We start from the raw sequence: 16,706 nt of genomic DNA, 5'->3' as shown, positions 1-16,706 counted from the left end.
GGGGGGGGGGGGGGGGGCGGGGCGGGCCCCCCCCACGCCGTTGCCGGACCCGTCGTCGGCCCACCGCCGCCGCGGCGCCCGGCTAGGCTGAAGGCCACACCCCGACCCCCCGACAACCTGGGAAGCGACCAGCACCATGAGCGATACCGAGCGCGAGGTCCGCGCCGGCGCGGAACGGGCCCGAGACGCCGCGGCCGATCTCGCGCCGCTGAGCCGGGCCGTCAAGGACGAGGCGCTGCTGGCCATGGCCGACGCCCTGGTCTCCGAGGCCGAGTCGATCGCGGCCGCCAACGGCGAAGACGTCGAGCGCGCCCGTACCGCCGGCGAGAGCGAGGCCATGGTCGACCGCCTCGCGCTCGACGCCGAGCGGGTGGGCGCCATCGCCGACGCCGTGCGCGACGTCGCCGACCTCCCGGACCCCGTGGGCGAGGTCGTGCGCGGCGCCAGCCTGCCCAACGGGCTTGAGCTGCGCCAGGTGCGGGTGCCGCTGGGCGTCATCGGGATCATCTACGAGGGCCGCCCCAACGTCACCGCCGATGCCGCGGCACTGTGCCTGAAGAGCGGCAACGCGGCGCTGCTGCGCGGCTCGTCCTCGGCCCGATCCTCCAACTCCCGCATCGTCGAGGTGCTGCGGGGCGCACTGCAGAAGACCGGGCTGCCCGCCGACGCCGTCCAGTCGGTCCCCGGGACCGGCCGCGACTCCGCACAGGCCTTGATGCGCGCCCGCGGCCTGGTCGACGTGCTCATCCCGCGCGGCGGGGGCTCGCTGATCCAAGCCGTGGTCAACGAGTCCACCGTCCCGGTGATCGAGACCGGCGAGGGCAACTGCCACGTTTACGTCGACGAGTCCGCCGACACCGAGATGGCGCTCGCGGTGGCGGTCAACTCCAAGACGCAGCGGCTGTCGACCTGCAACACCGCCGAGACCCTGCTCGTGCATGCGACAGCCGCCCGCCGGTTCCTCCCGCGGGTGCTCGCGGCGCTGCGCGACCTCGGTGTGACCGTGCACGGCGACGACCGGGTGCGCGAGTACGACGACGGGGCGGTGCCGGCCTCCGAGGCCGACTGGGCCGCGGAGTACCTGTCGGCCGACCTGGCGGTGAAGGTGGTCGACTCGCTGGACGACGCGTTGGCCCACATCCGCCGCTACTCCACCGGGCACACCGAGGCCATCGTGACCGACTCGCAGTCGGCGGCGCGCAGGTTCGTCTCGCTGGTGGACGCCGCCGCGGTGATGGTCAACGCCTCGACCCGCTTCACCGACGGCGGCCAGTTCGGCTTCGGCGCCGAGATCGGGATCTCCACGCAGAAGCTGCACGCCCGCGGCCCGATGGGCCTTCCCGAGATGACTTCGACGAAGTACGTGGTGACCGGCGAGGGACACCTGCGCTGAGGCCGTCGCGCGGCACCGGTCCCGTCCCCTGCGACGGGACCGGTGCACAGGCTGCGCCCGAATGGTCCGGATGGCGCTACGATGCCCGTGTACACGGCGATACAGCGTTCAAGGAGCCCCCGCCATGCCTGACGTCCGGCCCCCGCGCAACCCCAACGGCTCCGCCGGCTTCGACACCGGCGTTCCCACGGCCGCCCGCGTCTACGACGTGATGCTGGACGGCAAGGACAACTACGAGATCGACCGGCAGGTCGCGCACGCGAGCCTGGAGGTCATGCCCGAGCTCAAGCAGATCGCCGTGCACAACAGGGACATCCTGCACCGGGTCGTGCGCCACCTGGCGGCGGACGAGGGCGTGGACCGGTTCCTGGACCTCGGTTCGGGGCTGCCGACCGGGCGCAACACCCACGAGGTCGCCCAGGAGGCCGATCCCGACGCGAAGGTCGTCTACGTCGACATCGACCCGCTGGTGGCGGCGCACGGAGAGGCGATCCTGGGCGGGGACGGGAACACCGCGGTGGTCACCGCCGACATCCGCCGGCCCGCCGAGGTGCTGGCCATCCCGGAGGTCCGCGCGCTGACGGAGTCCGACCGGCCGGTGTGCGTGATGCTCTGCGGCATCCTGCACCACCTGCTCGACGAGGAGGACCCCCGGGGGATCGTCTCGGCGCTGGCCGAGGCGGTGCCGTCCGGGTCGTTCTTCTTCATCACCAACTTCACCCGGCTGGGCGACGCTCCCGAGAGCGCGGAGCTTGAGCGTGTCCTGCTCAGCCAGCTGGGCACCGGACGGGTGCGCACGCCCGCGGAGCTGGAGGCCTTCTTCGCCGGCCTCGATCTGCTGCCTCCGGGCGTGGTGCCGCTGCCGCTGTGGCGGCCCGAGGGCATCGTGCGCGACAGCACGTCGGTCGCCGCCCGGTTCATGACCGGGGGTGTGGCCCGCAAGCCCTGACACGTCCCTGACACGCCGCCCCCGGTCCTAGGACGAGGAGGAGGCGTTGTCGCTGTTGTTGTCCCCGTTGCGCCGACCGGCACGGTTCCAGCGCTCGGCCACGGTGTCGAAGATGCGCCCCCCGGTGTTGGCGGCGGTTCCGGCCACGTCGCGCAGCGTGCCCATCAGCGGGTCCTCAGAGCGCTCCCAGGACTCGCGGTAGGACTTGGCGGCGTTGCGCGCTTCGGCGCCCACCGAGGCGTCCGGGTCGCCGTCGCGGCGCGGGAATTCGCCGTCGATGATGCGCTGGTAGGAGCCGTCGTCGATCCACCGGCTGAGCTCGGCCATGCGGATGACCGCGAACGGGTGGGTCTGGCCCATGAGGCTGAGCAGCTTGATCAGGCTGTCGCGGGCATCGCCGCCGCGCTCGTAGTCGCGGGCCTGCTCCATGAAGGAGTCGGGGTTCATCTCGGCCAGCCGCGAACCGCCGGCCAGCTTCATCAGCGCACGCTTGGCGGCCTCGGGGTCCTGGCCGGCCAGCAGGCCCGCGCGGTCGCAGGACAGCTCGGACTTGCGGTACCACTCCTCCAGCGCGGTGACGATCGCGCGGATGCCGATGTAGCCCAGCGGGATCCAGGCAACGCGGGCGGCGAGCCGGATCAGGGCCAGCAGCATGGTGCGGTAGACGGCGTGTCCGGACAGGATGTGGCCGACCTCGTGGCCGACGACGAAGCGCTGCTCCTCAGGGTCGAGCAGGTCGAAGAGCCCGGTGGTCATCACGATGAACGGCTTGCTGCTGCCGATGGCCATCGCGTTGGGCCGCGGGTTCATCTGGACGTAGAGTTCGGGGACGTCGTCGAGGTCGAGGATGTAGGCGGCGTCGCGGACGTAGTTGTGCACCTCCGGAAACTGCTGCTCGTTCACGCGGACTGCGCTGGACAGGAACATGAGGCGCAGTGCGCGTTCGTTGAACAGGCCGGAGAGTCGCTTGAAGACTTCGTCGAAGCCCCGCAGGGACCGCAGCGCGACCAGCGCGCCCCGGTCGGCCGGGTGCTCGTATGCTCGGGAGCTTATGTTTTCGAGTCGTACGCGGGCGCGGTCTGGAGCGTTGGTGGACATATCGGCATGCTATGCCTCCGTGATGCGCGATGCCACGCTTCCGCGCATCGAGATATGACGCGATTTTCCGCGGGCCGGGGGTAGCGGCGCCGCAGGTGCAGGTCCCGTCGGCTAATGTCGGGACAGACCGGGCGAAAGCGGAGATCCGGCGCCGTGAAGCCCCGCTTTGACGGCTGTCGGCGACACGCAGGAAACGGAGCGGTAGGTTGCGCAACGAACCGGCGGGGGCCCTCTCCGGAGCGGAGCACAGGCGCAGGAATCCGCGCCGCGTGGGTGTCATGGGCGGTACGTTCGACCCGATCCACCACGGGCACCTCGTGGCGGCCAGCGAGGTCGCCCACCTGTTCCACCTGGACGACGTGGTCTTCGTGCCCACCGGGCAGCCGTACCAGAAGGACCTCACCCAGGTGACCTCCGCGGAGGACCGCTACCTGATGACGGTGATCGCCACTGCGGAGAACCCGCAGTTCAGCGTGAGCCGCGTGGAGATCGACCGCGACGGGCCGACCTACACGATCGATACCCTGCGGGAGATGCGCCAGATCCACGGCGCCGAGGTGGAGCTGTTCTTCATCACCGGCGCCGACGCCCTGGGCGCTATCCTGAGCTGGCAGAACGTGGACGAACTCTTCGATCTCGCGCATTTCGTAGGCTGTAACCGCCCCGGACACCGGCTCACCGATCCCGGCCTGCCCGACGGAAAGGTCAGCCTCGTGGAGGTCCCGGCCCTGTCGATCTCCTCCACCGAATGCCGGGAGCGCGTCCGAAAGGGCGAGCCCATCTGGTATCTGGTACCCGACGGCATCGTCCGCTACATCAACAAGACCGGGCTCTACCTCGACGACGCGACGGCGGGGTAGCCGCCCGAGGGAGGCAGCTGCTACATCGTGTCCGCCACTGACCGGGCCGTCGGGCTCGTTACCATCGCCGCCGAAGCGGCCGCAGACAAGCTCGCACAGGAGATCGTCGCCTACGACGTCAGCGACCAACTGGTCATCACCGACGCCTTCGTGCTGTGCTCGGCGCCCAACGACCGCCAGGTGCGCTCCATTGTCGAGGAGGTCGAGGACCGCCTCCGCGACCGCGGAGGGGTGAAGCCGGTCCGCCGCGAGGGCGAGCGCGACGGGCGCTGGGTGCTGCTCGACTACGCCGAGATCGTCGTGCACATCCAGCACGAGGAGGAGCGCGGGAGCTACGGCTTGGAGCGGCTGTGGAAGGACTGCCCGCGCATCACGCTGCCTGAGGCCGCACGCGGGCCCGACCGCGAGGCCGCCGGCGACGAGGGCGCCGACGGCGCCGGCCCGGCGTGAGCGCGCCCGACCCCCGCATCCGCCGTGCGCCGGTACGCCGCGCGGAGGAGGGGCGCCGGTGACCCAGACCCGCCGCGTCGTCTGCTGGCGCCACGGCCAGACCGCGTGGAACGCCGAGAAGCGGTTCCAGGGACAGACCGACATCCCCCTCAACGAGCGCGGGACCGCCCAGGCGCGCCGCGCCGCCGGCCTCCTGGCACGGCTGCGGCCGGACGCGGTCGTCTCCTCCGACCTGCGCCGTGCCGCCGCCACCGCGCACGCGCTGGGCGAGGAGGCCGGGCTGGCGGTCACGCTGGACAAGGGGCTGCGCGAGCGCTATGGCGGCATGTGGGAAGGCCTGACCACCACCGAGATCCGCGAGCGTTGGCCCGAGGAGGACGCCCGGATGGAGCCGCCCGGCGGCGAGGACCTCGACGCCGTGGGCGAGCGGGTGCAGGACGCGATCGAGCGCGGCCTGGCGCTGGTGCCCGAGGACGGGCTGCTGGTGGCGGTGGGCCACGGCGCCGCGCTGCGCGCCGGGATCAATCGCATGCTCGGCCTGCCGCCCGACCGGAGCCAGGTGCTGGGCCCGCTGGGCAACTGCTCCTGGTCCCTGATGGGTCCGCTGCGCTCGGGCGGCTGGCGGCTGCTGGAGCACAACGCGGCGAGCCTGCCCGAGAAGCGCACGCTCAGCGACGACCGCTGAGCCGCGCCCGTCCCGGCTCACGGCGACGGGGCCGGGGCGGGCGCCTTCGTTTCGACGAGAGCGCCGGATTCCGCTACAGTCGGTACTGCCGCCGCGCTCGCCGGGGCGGCACCCGCACGGGGCTATGGCGCAGCTGGTAGCGCGCCTCCATGGCATGGAGGAGGTCTGGGGTTCGAATCCCCATAGCTCCACGGTCTCAGGAACGGCCCTGCACGGGGGACATCGTCTTCCCGGCAGGGTCGTTTCGTCGTTGGGCCTCCGGACGCCGCGGCCCCCGTCGACCCTTCCGAGGGCGCCGGGGCGGGCCGAAGGCGGCGGGCGCCCGGCACGCCCCGGGCCGCTCAGCCGGGGGTGCGGGCGATGACGGACTCCACCAGGCCCGGTCCGGGGAAGTCGGCCATGACGACCCCGGTGCGCTGGGTGCCCCCGTCGTCCAGATAGTCCAGCGCCCCGCGAGTTCATGCCTTTAACCCCGAGCGCGCCGTAGGCGATCGAGGACGGCAGGGCGCCGCCGGAGGCGCTGAGGTGGTTGACGTAGAGCACGTCGGAACCGCCCGCGGCCGCCCGCTCGAAGTCGGTGCGCGCGGCGTCCCACTTCTCCGGGACATGGAACAGGGTGGGCAGGCTGTAGTCGTCCTGGATGTCGGTCCACTCCCCGTTCCAGCGCGGCCCGTAGGCGTGGCCGGAGCCGAAGTCCTGCAGGATGACGATGCGGCCCCGCACCTGGCCCAGGGTCGGGATGCTCCCGTCGTAGCCGGCGTCCGGCTGCCACGGGTGCTCCCCCAGCCGGTCGCGCGCGCTGGCGCCACAACACCGTCGATCTTGTAGCCATCGTCACTGGAAATCGTTTTAATTCACGATGGCTACAAGATCAACGGGGGGCGGGGTCCTCGGCGGCGGCGGCGGGTCGGCGCACGAACAGCGCCGTGACCACTGCGAGCACGCCGATGCACCCTGCGACGACGAACGCGGTGCGCAGGCCGGTGGCGTCCGGTGCGCCCGCGGTGGCGCTGGCGAGCGCGGCGACCGTGACGAACACGGCGGTACCGAACGCGCCCGCGACCTGCTGCAGCGTGGTCAGGATGGCGCTGCCGTGGGACGTGAGGTGTTCGGGCAGGGACCCGAGCGACTCGGTCATCAGCGGCGTCATCATCAGCCCGAGCCCGGTCATGAGCACGACGTGGATGGCGATCACCGCGGCCAGCGGCGAATCCGGCCCGAGTGCGGCGAACAGCCACAGCGACACCGCCATGGCCAGAGCGCCCGGGATCACCAGGGGCCGGGCGCCGAAGCGGTCGAACATCGCACCCACGGGGCGCCCGAGCACGCCGAGGACCAGCCCGCCGGGCAGCACGGCCAGCCCGCTGACGAACGTGCCGGTGTCCATCACGGTCTGCAGGTACAGCGGCAGCAGGATCGACGCGACGCCCAGCAGGCACATGAACAGCAGCCCGGCCAGGATCAGGGCGACCACGAAGCTGCGGTTGGTGAAGGGGCGCAGATCCAGCAGCGCGCGGTCGTGGCGCTGGAGGCGGAGTTGGCGCACGACGAAGACGACCAGCGCGGCGGCTCCGACCGCGACCGCCAGCCACGGCGGCACCGGGTGCTCGCCGCCCCCGGACTCGCCGAAGGAGGACAGGCCGTAAAGCAGCCCGCCGAACCCGACGGCCGACAGCAGCACCGAGAACACGTCCAGCGGCACCGCCCGGGTGCGGCTCTCCAAGCGCAGCCAGATGGCGCCCATGGTCAGCGCGCCCACAGCCAGCGGCAGGACCAGCAAGAACATCCAGCGCCATCCCAGGCCGGCCAGCACCGCGCCGCCGATGGTGGGGCCGAGCGCGGGTGCGACGGCGATGACGATGGTGATCGTGCCCATCGTCGCGCCGCGCCGGTGCGGAGGAACCAGCCGCATCACCGAGGTCATCAGCAGCGGGATCATCACCGCGGTGCCGCACGCCTGCACGACGCGTCCGACCAGCAGCGTCGCGAATCCCGGTGCGATCGCGCTGAGCAGTGTTCCCAGGGTGAACATGCTCAGCGAGGCCAGGAAGATCTGGCGCGGCGTAAACCGTTCGAGCAGGAAGCCGGTCGTTGGGATGACGACGGCCATGGTGAGCAGGAATCCGCTGGTCAGCCACTGCACCGTGGTGGTGGAGACATCGAGGGCGGCGGTGAGGTCCCGCAGCGCCACGCTCAGGATCGTCTCGTTGAGGATCATCACGAACGCCGAGCCGACCAGCACGCTGATTAGCAGGCCGGATCGCGGGTGCGCAGAGGCCTGGTCGGCCTGGTCGCGGGGACCGTCTGAGTCGCCGGTCGTCGTGGTCGCGGTGTCGGTCATCGGGCATACCTCGTCAGCTGCCGGTCTGGCGGATGGGCGGTGGGGTCGGAGCCGCTCGCCGGGGCCCCGGCGGTCGAACGGTCACTCAGGCTGCGCTGTGGGCGGGTGCGCCTGCGCGCGTGCCGGAGGACTCCAGGACGGCCGGGCGCAGGAGATGGAGAGCAGGGCGGACCGTCGCGGCGGGGACACGGGCCGGCGACCCGGCTTCCGCCGAGCGCGGGGCGCGGTCGGCAGCGCAGACGCCGAGCCGGGACCGGCGGTTCGGGGGCGCGGCGTGCTCCCGGTCGATCACGATCGTCACCCGCTTCCCCCCGTCGGCGTGCGGCTTTGCGTGCCGCCGCCGAATCCTTACCCTCGTCCGACCGCCGTGCTGCGACGCACGCTTGCGAAATGCGCATCCGTGGATAAGCCAGACAGGCGGCCGATACTCACCGTAGCATTCGGGAAAGTGGGTTGCCGGAGAATTTCGGATGCGTCCGCCCGAGACGTCAGACACAGCGGCCCAGGCCGAAGGCGCATACGCTCGATGCGTGACCGACACGCTCGACACCGACGACCTCACGACCGCGGTCGCGCGCATGCGCGCGGTACTGGGGCGGGGACCGGTGGCCGTGCTGACCGGGGCCGGCGTCTCGACCGACTCGGGCATCCCCGACTACCGGGGGCCGGACTCGCCGCCCCGCAAGCCGATGACCTACCAGCAGTTCGTCGGTGACGCTGACTTCCGCCGCCACTACTGGGCCCGCAACCACGTCGGCTGGCGACACGTGCACGAGACCCGCCCCAACGACGGCCATCTGGCGCTGGCCGAGTTGGAGTGGGCCGGTGTCGTCTCCGGAGTCATCACACAGAACGTGGACACCCTGCATGAGGCGGCCGGCAGCAGGTGCGTCGTCGACCTGCACGGGCGCTACGACCGCGTGGTGTGCCTCTCGTGCTCCGCTGCGATCACCCGCGACCGGCTGGCCGAGCGCCTCACCGCCCTGAACCCGGGTTTCACCGGGGGAGTGGACGACGTGGAGATCGCCCCCGACGCCGACGCGGTCCTGGCCTCCACCCGCGGCTTCACCGTGGCCGACTGCGCCGACTGCGGCGGCGTCCTCAAGCCCGACATCGTCTACTTCGGCGAGAACGTTCCCCGGGAGCGCGTGCTGGAGGGCTACCGGCTGGTCGACGACGCCGAGGCGCTGCTGGTGGCGGGGTCGTCGCTGACCGTGCTGTCGGGCCGCCGCTTCGTCAAACGCGTGGCCGAGCAGGGCAAACCGGTGGCGATCCTCAACCGCGGGCACACCCGCGGCGACAGCCTCGCCGCCCTCGCCGTGGACGCGGGATGCTCGCCCGTTCTGCGGGCGCTGGCGTCCGCCTACCAGCGGTGACGCCGGGCCGCGAACACGGAGCGTCGAAGTCCCCTTGACGCCCCGATGTGTGAACGCTCACACTGACGCGAAACCGCGGCGGTTCCGTTGACCGGCGCTGCCGACTGCACGGCGGTGGCACCGCCGTGCAGTCGGCAGCGAAAGCAGGCGGCAGCCCGTAGGGGGCGTCGAGTGCCTCGGCGGCGCCTCCCGACGAGCTCAGCCGCGTCGGCGGGCGGTCCCCCGGCGTGGCCGATTGCAGCACCGGACGGCGCCGGCGGGCAGGCGCTGAGCCGACCGCCTGACCGTTGCGCACCGCGGCACGAGGCCACCCTGGAAACCGCGGCCGCCGCCCGCCCTCCCCTCCAACCGCGGGCGGCGGCCGCGCCCGAGCGCCGCCGGTGGAGGTCGCGCGATGGACCCAGGCACTCTCGGCATCCGTTAGAATGGAATCGGATCAGGGGCTATGGCGCAGCTGGTAGCGCGCCTCCATGGCATGGAGGAGGTCTGGGGTTCGAATCCCCATAGCTCCACGGTCTTGGGACGACCCGGCACAAGGCCTTCGGCCTCCCTGCCGGGTCGTCCTTCGTGTTTCACCGGGGGAAGCCCCGGACCGGCGGTGCTCGGACTGATTCGGCTCTTCAGCCGCGCCTGGAAGCAGAAGCGGCCGCCGACCGGACCGGTCCGACAGGCGACGATCGCCGTCAGCGGGACGTGGCTGGCGCTGATCCCCGCCTTCCCCGCCGTCCGGGGCGGCTGAGCCTTTGCGCCCTTGCGTCCGTGCGGCCCCGGCCGCGTCGGCGAGCGCACTCCGCCCGCCGCGCGGGCGCCGCGCGCAGGCCGGACCTGTGCGCGGCGCTCGCCGTCCGAGCGGAGCCGGTGGCTACTTCGGCGCCTCGCCCACGAAGAGCAGCACCTCGCCCGGTGCCCACAGCCCCACGTCGTGGACGTAGTAGCCGCCGGGGACGTCCTCGGCCTTCTCGGTGACGCCGACCGACCCGGACCCGCTGCCGTCCTGGCCCCCGGTGTCCTGCCGGGGCTGGGCATCCGCGGTGGGGGAGGCGGCCGTCCCGGGAGCCGGGGAGGGTGCCGCCGTGGGTGCCGGGGAGGGTGCCGCCGTGGGTGCCGGGGAGGGTGCCGCGGTGGGTGCCGCCTCTCCGGCCTCCGCCTCGGCCGCCTCGCCGTCGACGCGGTACTCGGCGACCTCCTGTCCGTGCTCGGCGAGCACGCCCTTGGCCTCGTCGACGGTCATCCCGACCACGTCGACGCCCTCCAGCGCCTCTCCCGGGGCCGTCGCCGTGTTCGTCGTCTGATACGTCTCGCCCTTCTCCGGCGCGCGGCCGAAGGCGAGCTGGACGGGGTTCGCGTAGTCCTCGGGGATGCGTACGCCGACCGGGCAGATGCCGTTCGGGGTGCACTTCTCCGGCGACTCGATCACCTCGACGTCGCGGTCGTCGGTCCCCTTCCCGGTCATGTTCTGGTCCAGGTAGGTGAGCTTGCCGACAAGCGTCGGCGAGGCGGGGACCATCGTGAGGTCGACGTTCAGGCCGTGGTCGGCGAACTGCTCGGCATAGCGCTCGGGGTCGGCCGTCGGGTTCTTGACCTCGGCGACGACGAGGCCGTCGTCGACCTCGATCTCCAGTGCCGCCGCCTCCTGCGGGGCCACGGGGTCGGGGGCCGACGTCGGCATCAGCGCCGTCGCCGCGACACCCGCGGCGGCGAGCGCCGCCGCGACGGGCACGGCGATCAGCAGGCGGCGGGTGGTGCGTTTCGGTGCCACAGCTGGCTCCTGGTTCTTCTCGGTGATGGTGGCGAGGAGCTCGCGAGCGCCCGGCCGTGCCGGGTCGAGCCCCTCGGACGCGTCCACCCGCGGACGAAGCCGGGCGACCAGCGGGTCCACCCTGTCGCGGTTCCTCATCAGCTCGCTCCTTCCGTGACCGACCGTTCCCGCGGAAGCGGCCGGTCGGGGACCGCGGCGTCGCCGACCTCCACGCCCGCCTTGCGCAGCGCGCGGGCGAAGCGCCCGCGCGCCCGGTGCAGGCGAACGCGGGCGGTGCCGCGGGTGCAACCCAGCGCGATCGCGACCTCCGACGGGCTCAGTCCCTCCCAGCCGGTGAGGGCGAGCACCTCCCTGTCCGTCTCCGACAGCGAGCGGAAGGCCGCGCCGATCTCGCCCAGAGCGGGCTCGGCCGTCTCCGGCCGGGTGACGTGAACCCGGCTCAGCTCCGAGCGCAGCCGTGCCGCCAGCGCCGTGCGGCGCCGGGCTCCGCGGCGGTGGTTGCTCAGGACCTTTCGGGCGACCCCGAAGACCCACGGCCGGGAGCCGCTGCCGCCGGGGACGTCCTCCAGGCGGTTCCACACCGTCATGAAGACCTCTGCGACCAGGTCCGCGGCGGACTCGGGGTCGTCGGCCCGCCGGAGCAGGTAGCCGAGCACATCGGCGTAGCACGCGCTGTAGAGCGCCTCGAACCTGGCTTCGCGGCCGGAGGGCGGCGCAGGCGTCTCCGGTTGGCCGTCTGGGCCGTCATAGGGCAACGGGCTCCCTTTCGCCGGGGTGTTTGCGTCCTCACCCCGCCACATGTCCGGCTCGGCCCCCGCGTTACGGCGTACTCCGCATTCGCTGCGGCCCGACCGGAACCCGCCGCCCCGTGGCCGCTACCGGCCGATGGGAACTCCGCGGGGCGCCCGCACGTCCCCACAGCGTGCCGTGCGCACGTTGCGCGGTCGATCGGTGGGTGCGGGCACGGCGCCCCGGTCCGGACCGGACCCACCGCGGCACTCTGGCGCCGATCTGCGGCAGGTTCGACTACGGGATACCGGGGAGCGGAATGTAGGTTCTAAGGAGCCCCTTTGTACGGCCCCGAAACCCCGCCGGCCCGCCCCCCGGACCCGTCGGCAGGCGCCCGCGGCCGTTGAACCAGCAGAGGACGACCGTGACCCCGATCTCCCCCACCCCCCTCCGAAGAACGGCGCTGCGCCTCCTCGGCGCCGGAGGTGCCGCGGCAGCGGCGCTCGTGACGGCGCTCGCCCCCGTGCTGCCCGCCGAGGCCGAACAGGCTCCGGCACTCGCGCCCGGAGACTCCGGCAAGCCCGAGGCCGGCGCGCGCATCGCCTATGTCGACTGGTGCGGCCAGGGAGCGATCGGGCAGGTCGACACCTCCGGCGGCGCGGGGTCGATCACCACCGCCCACTGGGACGCCGACCCCGACGACGTCGCGACCGAGCGGCACTTCCCCGCCGGCCCCGACGACGCCTACAGCTCCGTGGTCTACGACAGCGGGCGGCTCACCGCGACCGCCGGCGTCACCGGGGTGCGCTTCACCCCCGACTGCCGCCGCGGCGACTCGGCCTCCGCCGCCCTTCCCGTGGCCGAGGCGTTCGACCGCGAGGCCCTCCTGGTGCTCGAGTCCGCCACCTCCACCGCGTGGTGGAGCGCCGCGAGCGGGCCCGACGCCCGGATCTCCGTGCGGGGACTGAAGGTCCTCGGCCAGCCGGCCGACGTTTCCGACGGCGACTACTCCAGCACCTTCACGGCCGACTCCGGCGACGGCACCGTCACCGTGGCGGTCAGCGCCGAACGCGGCGTCAGCCGCCCAGCGGAGTCGGCGACGCCGCCGTCGCAGGACTCCCGGCCCCGCCACGCGGCGGCGTGGTTGTCCGTGCGCTTCGAGGTCGCGCGCATCGACGCCGAGGGCGACCCGGTCAGCGCGTTCGACTACGGCGTGCGGTTCGTCGGTGCGGCCGTGCACGTCCCCTCCGGCGGTGTTCCCGCCACCGAACCCCCTCCCGGCAGCGGCACCGCCTCGCCCGAGCCCGGCCAGGCGCCGCACGCCGACGACGAACCGCACGCCACCGCGGACTCCGGCGGCGTACCGGACGGCGCCTCTCCCACCGCCGCACCCCCGGGCGGCGGGGGCGCCGCCCCGAGCACGGATCCCGGCAGCATGGCGGGGGCCGCCACCGGCTCGCCGTCGGAACCGCCCGAAGCGCCGGGCGGCGACGCGACCGATGCGCCGACGCAGCGGGACCCCGCGCCCGGACCCACGGTCGCGCCGCCCACCGCCCCCGGCGACGAGTCCTCCGCCGATCCCGTAGAAGGCGCCGACCAGGACGACGCGTCCGGCGGCCGCCTGCCGGTCGCCGGCGGAGCGCTGGCCGGCCTGGTGGCGACCGGCCTGGCCGCCCTGGGAGGCGGTGGCACCGCCATCTACCTCGGCCGGGGGCGCAAGACCGGCTTCGACGGCGACGCCGGCCGCGGCCACCGGGCGAGCCGAAAGGGACCGGGAGGCGACTGGTCCTAGACGGCGCAGCACCGCCGATCTTGTAGCCATCGTCACTGGAAATCGTTTTAATTCACGATGGCTACAAGATCAACGGGGTTTGGCGGGGCGGTACGGGTAGTGGGCGGCGATAGGACCAGCTGCGCCCACCGCTTCGACCGCGAAGGAGGCCGGGATGTCGCTGACCATGGGCGGAGGACCGTTCGCGAAGGACGCGCCGGACACGGTGAACTACACGCTCCAATCGCCGCACCACGTTCTGCACGCGCACCCCTTTCCCCGGCGGGTGCGCGCCGAGCTGGGCGGTCGGGAGGTGCTCGCCTCCGAGCGCGGGGTGCTGCTGCACGAGACGTCGCTGCTGCCGCAGCTGTACGTGCCCGCCGAGGACGTCCGCTCCGACCTGCTGACCCCCAGCGACCGCAGCACCCACTGCCCCTACAAGGGCGACGCCTCCTACTGGCACATGCGGGTCGGCGAGCGTGTCGCGGAGAACGCTGTGTGGGCCTACACCGATCCCCAGCCCGCGGCCGCGTGGCTGCGCGGGCTCGCGGCGATGTACTGGGACGCGGCCGACACCTGGTTCGACGAGGACGATCCCGTGCGCGGCCACCTGCGCGACCCCTACCACCGAGTCGACACCCGGCCCGCATCCGTGCTGGTGCAGGTGGCCTTCGGCGACGTGGAGATCGCGCGTTCGGCGCGTCCCAAGGTGCTCTCCGAGACCGGACTGCCCAACCGGTACTACCTGCCGCCCAACGACGTGCGCCGCGACCTGCTGGTCCCCAGCAGCACCCGGACCCTGTGCCCCTACAAGGGCCGGGCGACCTACTGGACGCTGCGGCTCGGCGAGCGCGAGGTCCCCGACGTGGCCTGGTCCTACGCGACCCCGCTCAAGGACGGCCTCGACGTGCGCGACCACCTGTGCTTCCTGCACGAGGAGCTGACCGTCAGCGCGGGGCGGTCCTGAGGGGCCCGGCGGGACCCGCCCGGCGGAAGCGCGGGGTTCCCGGGAGGGCGATGGACGCGTAGCCCCGGCGGCGGGCGCCTGTGGAGAACGAGGCCGGCGCGTCACCGGCAGGCGGTACTGTCGCACGCGTGGCTGAACTTCCCGACGCCGACACCCTTCTCGACGCCGCAGTGCGTGCGCTCGGCGGCACCAGGCGCGAGGGCCAGGCCGTCATGGCCGAGGCCGTCACAACGGCGATCGACACCGGCGAGCACCTCGTCGTACAGGCGGGCACCGGCACCGGGAAGTCGCTGGCCTACCTCGTGCCGGCCATCCGCCACGCCATGTCCGAGGACACCACCGTCGTGGTCACCACCGCCACCCTCGCGCTCCAGCGCCAGTTGATCGAGCGCGACCTCCCGCGCCTGTCGGCGGCCTTGGCGCCGCTGCTCAACCGCGAGCCCGAGTTCGCCATCCTCAAGGGCCGCCGCAACTACCTCTGCCGCCACCGCCTGCAGGGCGCGGACGCCGCCGAGCCTGAGGACACCGAGCTGTTCGACCCCCGCCAGCTGTCATCGGTGGGCCGCCAGGTCAAGCGGCTGCACGAGTGGGCCGAGGAGACCGTCACCGGCGACCGCGACGAGCTCGCCCCCGGCGTGAGCGACCTCGCCTGGCGGCAGGTCTCGGTCTCGGCGAACGAGTGCGTCGGCGCCGCCGCCTGCCCCTTCGGCCAGGAGTGCTTCTCCGAGCAGGCCCGCGCCGACGCCGGTGGCGCCGACGTCGTCGTCACCAACCACGCCATGCTGGCCATCTCGACCATGCAGGGCTACCACCTGCTGCCCGAGCACCGCGTGCTCGTGATCGACGAGGCGCACGAGCTGGTCGACCGCGTCACCTCGGTGGCCACCGGCGAGCTGGGGGAGCGGCCCGTCAACACCGCCGCCAAGCGCGCGGGGCGGCTGGTGGAGGCCGGGCTGACCGAGCGCCTCAGCGAGTCCGGCGAAGGGCTGGCGCTGCTGTTCGGCGAGTCCGAGGCGGGCCGGTTCGACCACCTGCCCGACGCCCTCGCCGGGGCCGTCGCGGCGGTCCGCGACGCCGCGCACGCCTGCCTGAGCGCCATCCGCAGCGGATCGCCCGAGCAGGACCCCGACTACGCCACCCAGCGCAAGCAGGCGCTTGCGGCGCTGGACGAGGTCCACGACTCCGCGGTGCGCATCCTGGAGTCCTTCGAGCCCCCGCTGCGCGAGCGCACCGACGTGGTGTGGCTGGCCAAGGGTCCCAAGCAGTCTCCGAACCTGCACGTCGCTCCGCTGGCCGTGGGCGGGCTGCTGCGCGAGAAGCTGTTCGGCGACCGCACCACGGTCCTCACCTCGGCCACCCTCGCCCTGGGCGGAACCTTCGCTCCGCTGGCCGCTCAATGGGGTCTGGGCCGCGAGTCCACCGACCGGCCACCGGCGGAGGCGGGGTCCGCCGTTCCGACGGCGGGCGGCGCGGCGCCGGCGGGCGGTCCCGCCGAAAGCGGCGCCGCCGACGACGGTACCGGCGGCGCCGAAACCGCCGCCAAGACCGGCGGCGAGGCGGCTGTCAGCGAGGCCGACGAGGCCGACGACCCCGACAAGGCCGCCGGTGAGCCCCGATGGCGCGGCCTGGACGTCGGCTCGCCGTTCGACCACGCGCGCAGCGGCATCCTCTACGTCGCCCGCCATCTGCCCCCGCCCGGCCGCGACGGCCTCGATCCCAGCTACCTGGACGAGATCGCCGGCTTGGTCGAGGCCTCCGGGGGCCGGACTCTGGGCCTGTTCTCCTCGATGCGGGCCGCCGCACAGGCCGCCGAGGAGCTGCGCGAGCGCGTGGACGTGCGCATCCTGTGCCAGGGCGACGACTCCACGGGCCGCCTCGTCGAGGAGTTCGCCGAGGAGGAGGACTCCTGCCTGTTCGGCACGCTGTCGCTGTGGCAGGGCGTCGACGTCCCGGGCCGCTCCCTGCAGCTGGTCATCGTCGACCGCATCCCGTTCCCCCGCCCCGACGACCCCTTGGCATCGGCCCGCCAGCGGGCCGTGGGCGCCCGCGGCGGCAACGGCTTCATGGCGGTGGCGGCCACCCACGCGGCGCTGCTGCTAGCCCAGGGGACGGGGCGGCTGCTGCGCTCGGCGGCCGACCGCGGCGTCGTCGCCGTGCTCGACCCGCGACTGGCCACGGCGCGCTACGGCGGCTTCCTGCGGTCGTCGCTGCCGCCCTACTGGGGCACCACCGACCCCGAGGTCGCCCGGGCGGCGCTGCACAGGCTCGCGGCCGACCCGGTCGCGGGCTGATCCCCGCTCCCGGTCCCGAAAGCCCCGGCGCGCCGGC

At 73.3% G+C, this 16,706-nt stretch carries 14 protein-coding genes and 2 tRNA genes; 12 read left to right on the top strand and 4 right to left on the bottom strand.

Features of this window, described 5'->3' with window-relative positions; translation table 11 throughout:
• Positions 1-136 precede the first annotated feature (136 nt).
• Both RM446_RS21745 and RM446_RS21740 read left to right on the top strand, forming a co-directional pair.
• A complete protein-coding gene (locus RM446_RS21745) occupies positions 137-1,393 on the top strand; it encodes a glutamate-5-semialdehyde dehydrogenase (RefSeq protein WP_311547251.1) in 1,257 nt (418 codons plus the stop codon).
• Between the two features lie 124 nt (positions 1,394-1,517).
• A complete protein-coding gene (locus RM446_RS21740; protein WP_311547250.1) occupies positions 1,518-2,342 on the top strand; it encodes an SAM-dependent methyltransferase in 825 nt (274 codons plus the stop codon).
• Positions 2,343-2,369: 27 nt separating this feature from the next.
• Here RM446_RS21740 and RM446_RS21735 read toward each other — a convergent pair whose 3' ends face one another.
• A complete protein-coding gene (locus RM446_RS21735) occupies positions 2,370-3,440 on the bottom strand; it encodes a M48 family metallopeptidase (RefSeq protein ID WP_311547249.1) in 1,071 nt (356 codons plus the stop codon).
• Between the two features lie 278 nt (positions 3,441-3,718).
• On the opposite strand from RM446_RS21735, the gene nadD reads away from it, so the two are divergent.
• From nadD to RM446_RS21715, 4 genes are all read left to right on the top strand, one after another.
• The gene (nadD, locus tag RM446_RS21730; protein WP_311547255.1) at positions 3,719-4,300 is read left to right on the top strand and encodes a nicotinate-nucleotide adenylyltransferase; all 582 of its coding nucleotides are present in this window, start codon (positions 3,719-3,721) and stop codon (positions 4,298-4,300) included.
• Between the two features lie 27 nt (positions 4,301-4,327).
• Entirely contained in the window at positions 4,328-4,750 is a 423-nt protein-coding gene (gene rsfS / locus RM446_RS21725) for a ribosome silencing factor (protein WP_311547248.1), read from the top strand.
• Positions 4,751-4,808: 58 nt separating this feature from the next.
• Complete coding sequence (locus tag RM446_RS21720; protein ID WP_311547247.1) at positions 4,809-5,435, top strand: histidine phosphatase family protein; 627 nt, start codon at positions 4,809-4,811, stop codon at positions 5,433-5,435.
• Positions 5,436-5,553: 118 nt separating this feature from the next.
• Positions 5,554-5,626: transfer RNA gene (locus tag RM446_RS21715), tRNA-Ala, on the top strand.
• Positions 5,627-6,306: 680 nt separating this feature from the next.
• Here RM446_RS21715 and RM446_RS21710 read toward each other — a convergent pair.
• Positions 6,307-7,776, bottom strand: a complete 1,470-nt coding sequence (locus RM446_RS21710) for a DHA2 family efflux MFS transporter permease subunit (protein ID WP_311547246.1) — start codon at positions 7,774-7,776, stop codon at positions 6,307-6,309.
• Between the two features lie 578 nt (positions 7,777-8,354).
• On the opposite strand from RM446_RS21710, the gene RM446_RS21705 reads away from it, so the two are divergent.
• The 3 genes from RM446_RS21705 (at position 8,355) to RM446_RS21695 (ending at position 9,891) form a co-directional block, all read left to right on the top strand.
• Entirely contained in the window at positions 8,355-9,152 is a 798-nt protein-coding gene (locus tag RM446_RS21705; RefSeq protein ID WP_311547254.1) for an NAD-dependent protein deacetylase, read from the top strand.
• Positions 9,153-9,591: 439 nt separating this feature from the next.
• Positions 9,592-9,664, top strand: a tRNA-Ala gene (locus RM446_RS21700).
• An 86-nt stretch (positions 9,665-9,750) separates the two neighbouring features.
• Positions 9,751-9,891, top strand: coding sequence for a hypothetical protein (locus tag RM446_RS21695; RefSeq protein WP_311547245.1), 141 nt, complete (start codon positions 9,751-9,753; stop codon positions 9,889-9,891).
• Positions 9,892-10,014: 123 nt separating this feature from the next.
• Here the strand turns inward: RM446_RS21695 and RM446_RS21690 are convergent, their stop codons facing one another.
• On the bottom strand, positions 10,015-11,049 hold the full coding sequence (locus RM446_RS21690) for a hypothetical protein (protein ID WP_311547244.1): 1,035 nt from the start codon (positions 11,047-11,049) through the stop codon (positions 10,015-10,017).
• A complete protein-coding gene (locus tag RM446_RS21685) occupies positions 11,049-11,666 on the bottom strand; it encodes an RNA polymerase sigma factor (protein ID WP_311547243.1) in 618 nt (205 codons plus the stop codon). The genes RM446_RS21690 and RM446_RS21685 overlap by 1 nt, the downstream gene beginning before the upstream one ends.
• Positions 11,667-12,064: 398 nt before the next feature.
• On the opposite strand from RM446_RS21685, the gene RM446_RS21680 reads away from it, so the two are divergent.
• The 3 genes from RM446_RS21680 to RM446_RS21670 all read left to right on the top strand — a co-directional run bounded on the left by RM446_RS21680 (position 12,065) and on the right by RM446_RS21670 (position 16,669).
• Positions 12,065-13,432 (top strand): hypothetical protein, encoded by a 1,368-nt coding sequence (locus tag RM446_RS21680; protein WP_311547242.1) that lies wholly within the window; start codon positions 12,065-12,067, stop codon positions 13,430-13,432.
• Between the two features lie 154 nt (positions 13,433-13,586).
• A complete protein-coding gene (locus RM446_RS21675; RefSeq protein WP_311547241.1) occupies positions 13,587-14,378 on the top strand; it encodes a DUF427 domain-containing protein in 792 nt (263 codons plus the stop codon).
• A gap of 128 nt (positions 14,379-14,506) precedes the next feature.
• Complete coding sequence (locus RM446_RS21670) at positions 14,507-16,669, top strand: ATP-dependent DNA helicase (RefSeq protein ID WP_311547240.1); 2,163 nt, start codon at positions 14,507-14,509, stop codon at positions 16,667-16,669.
• The last annotated feature ends 37 nt before the right edge of the window (positions 16,670-16,706 follow it).

The sequence above is a fragment of the Streptomonospora wellingtoniae genome, assembly GCF_031845375.1.
Taxonomy (GTDB): domain Bacteria; phylum Actinomycetota; class Actinomycetes; order Streptosporangiales; family Streptosporangiaceae; genus Streptomonospora; species Streptomonospora wellingtoniae.
This window is presented reverse-complemented; position numbering and strand designations above follow the sequence as displayed.

Bases quoted from the DNA above. Each gene is read 5' to 3' on its own strand.
- RM446_RS21735 (WP_311547249.1), bottom strand. From the start codon at position 3,440: ATGTCCACCAACGCTCCAGACCGCGCCCGCGTACGACTCGAAAACATA.
- RM446_RS21690 (WP_311547244.1), bottom strand. From the start codon at position 11,049: ATGAGGAACCGCGACAGGGTGGACCCGCTGGTCGCCCGGCTTCGTCCG.
- RM446_RS21740 (WP_311547250.1), top strand. From the start codon at position 1,518: ATGCCTGACGTCCGGCCCCCGCGCAACCCCAACGGCTCCGCCGGCTTC.
- RM446_RS21710 (WP_311547246.1), bottom strand. From the start codon at position 7,776: ATGACCGACACCGCGACCACGACGACCGGCGACTCAGACGGTCCCCGC.
- nadD (WP_311547255.1), top strand. From the start codon at position 3,719: ATGGGCGGTACGTTCGACCCGATCCACCACGGGCACCTCGTGGCGGCC.
- RM446_RS21705 (WP_311547254.1), top strand. From the start codon at position 8,355: ATGCGCGCGGTACTGGGGCGGGGACCGGTGGCCGTGCTGACCGGGGCC.
- RM446_RS21675 (WP_311547241.1), top strand. From the start codon at position 13,587: ATGTCGCTGACCATGGGCGGAGGACCGTTCGCGAAGGACGCGCCGGAC.
- RM446_RS21745 (WP_311547251.1), top strand. From the start codon at position 137: ATGAGCGATACCGAGCGCGAGGTCCGCGCCGGCGCGGAACGGGCCCGA.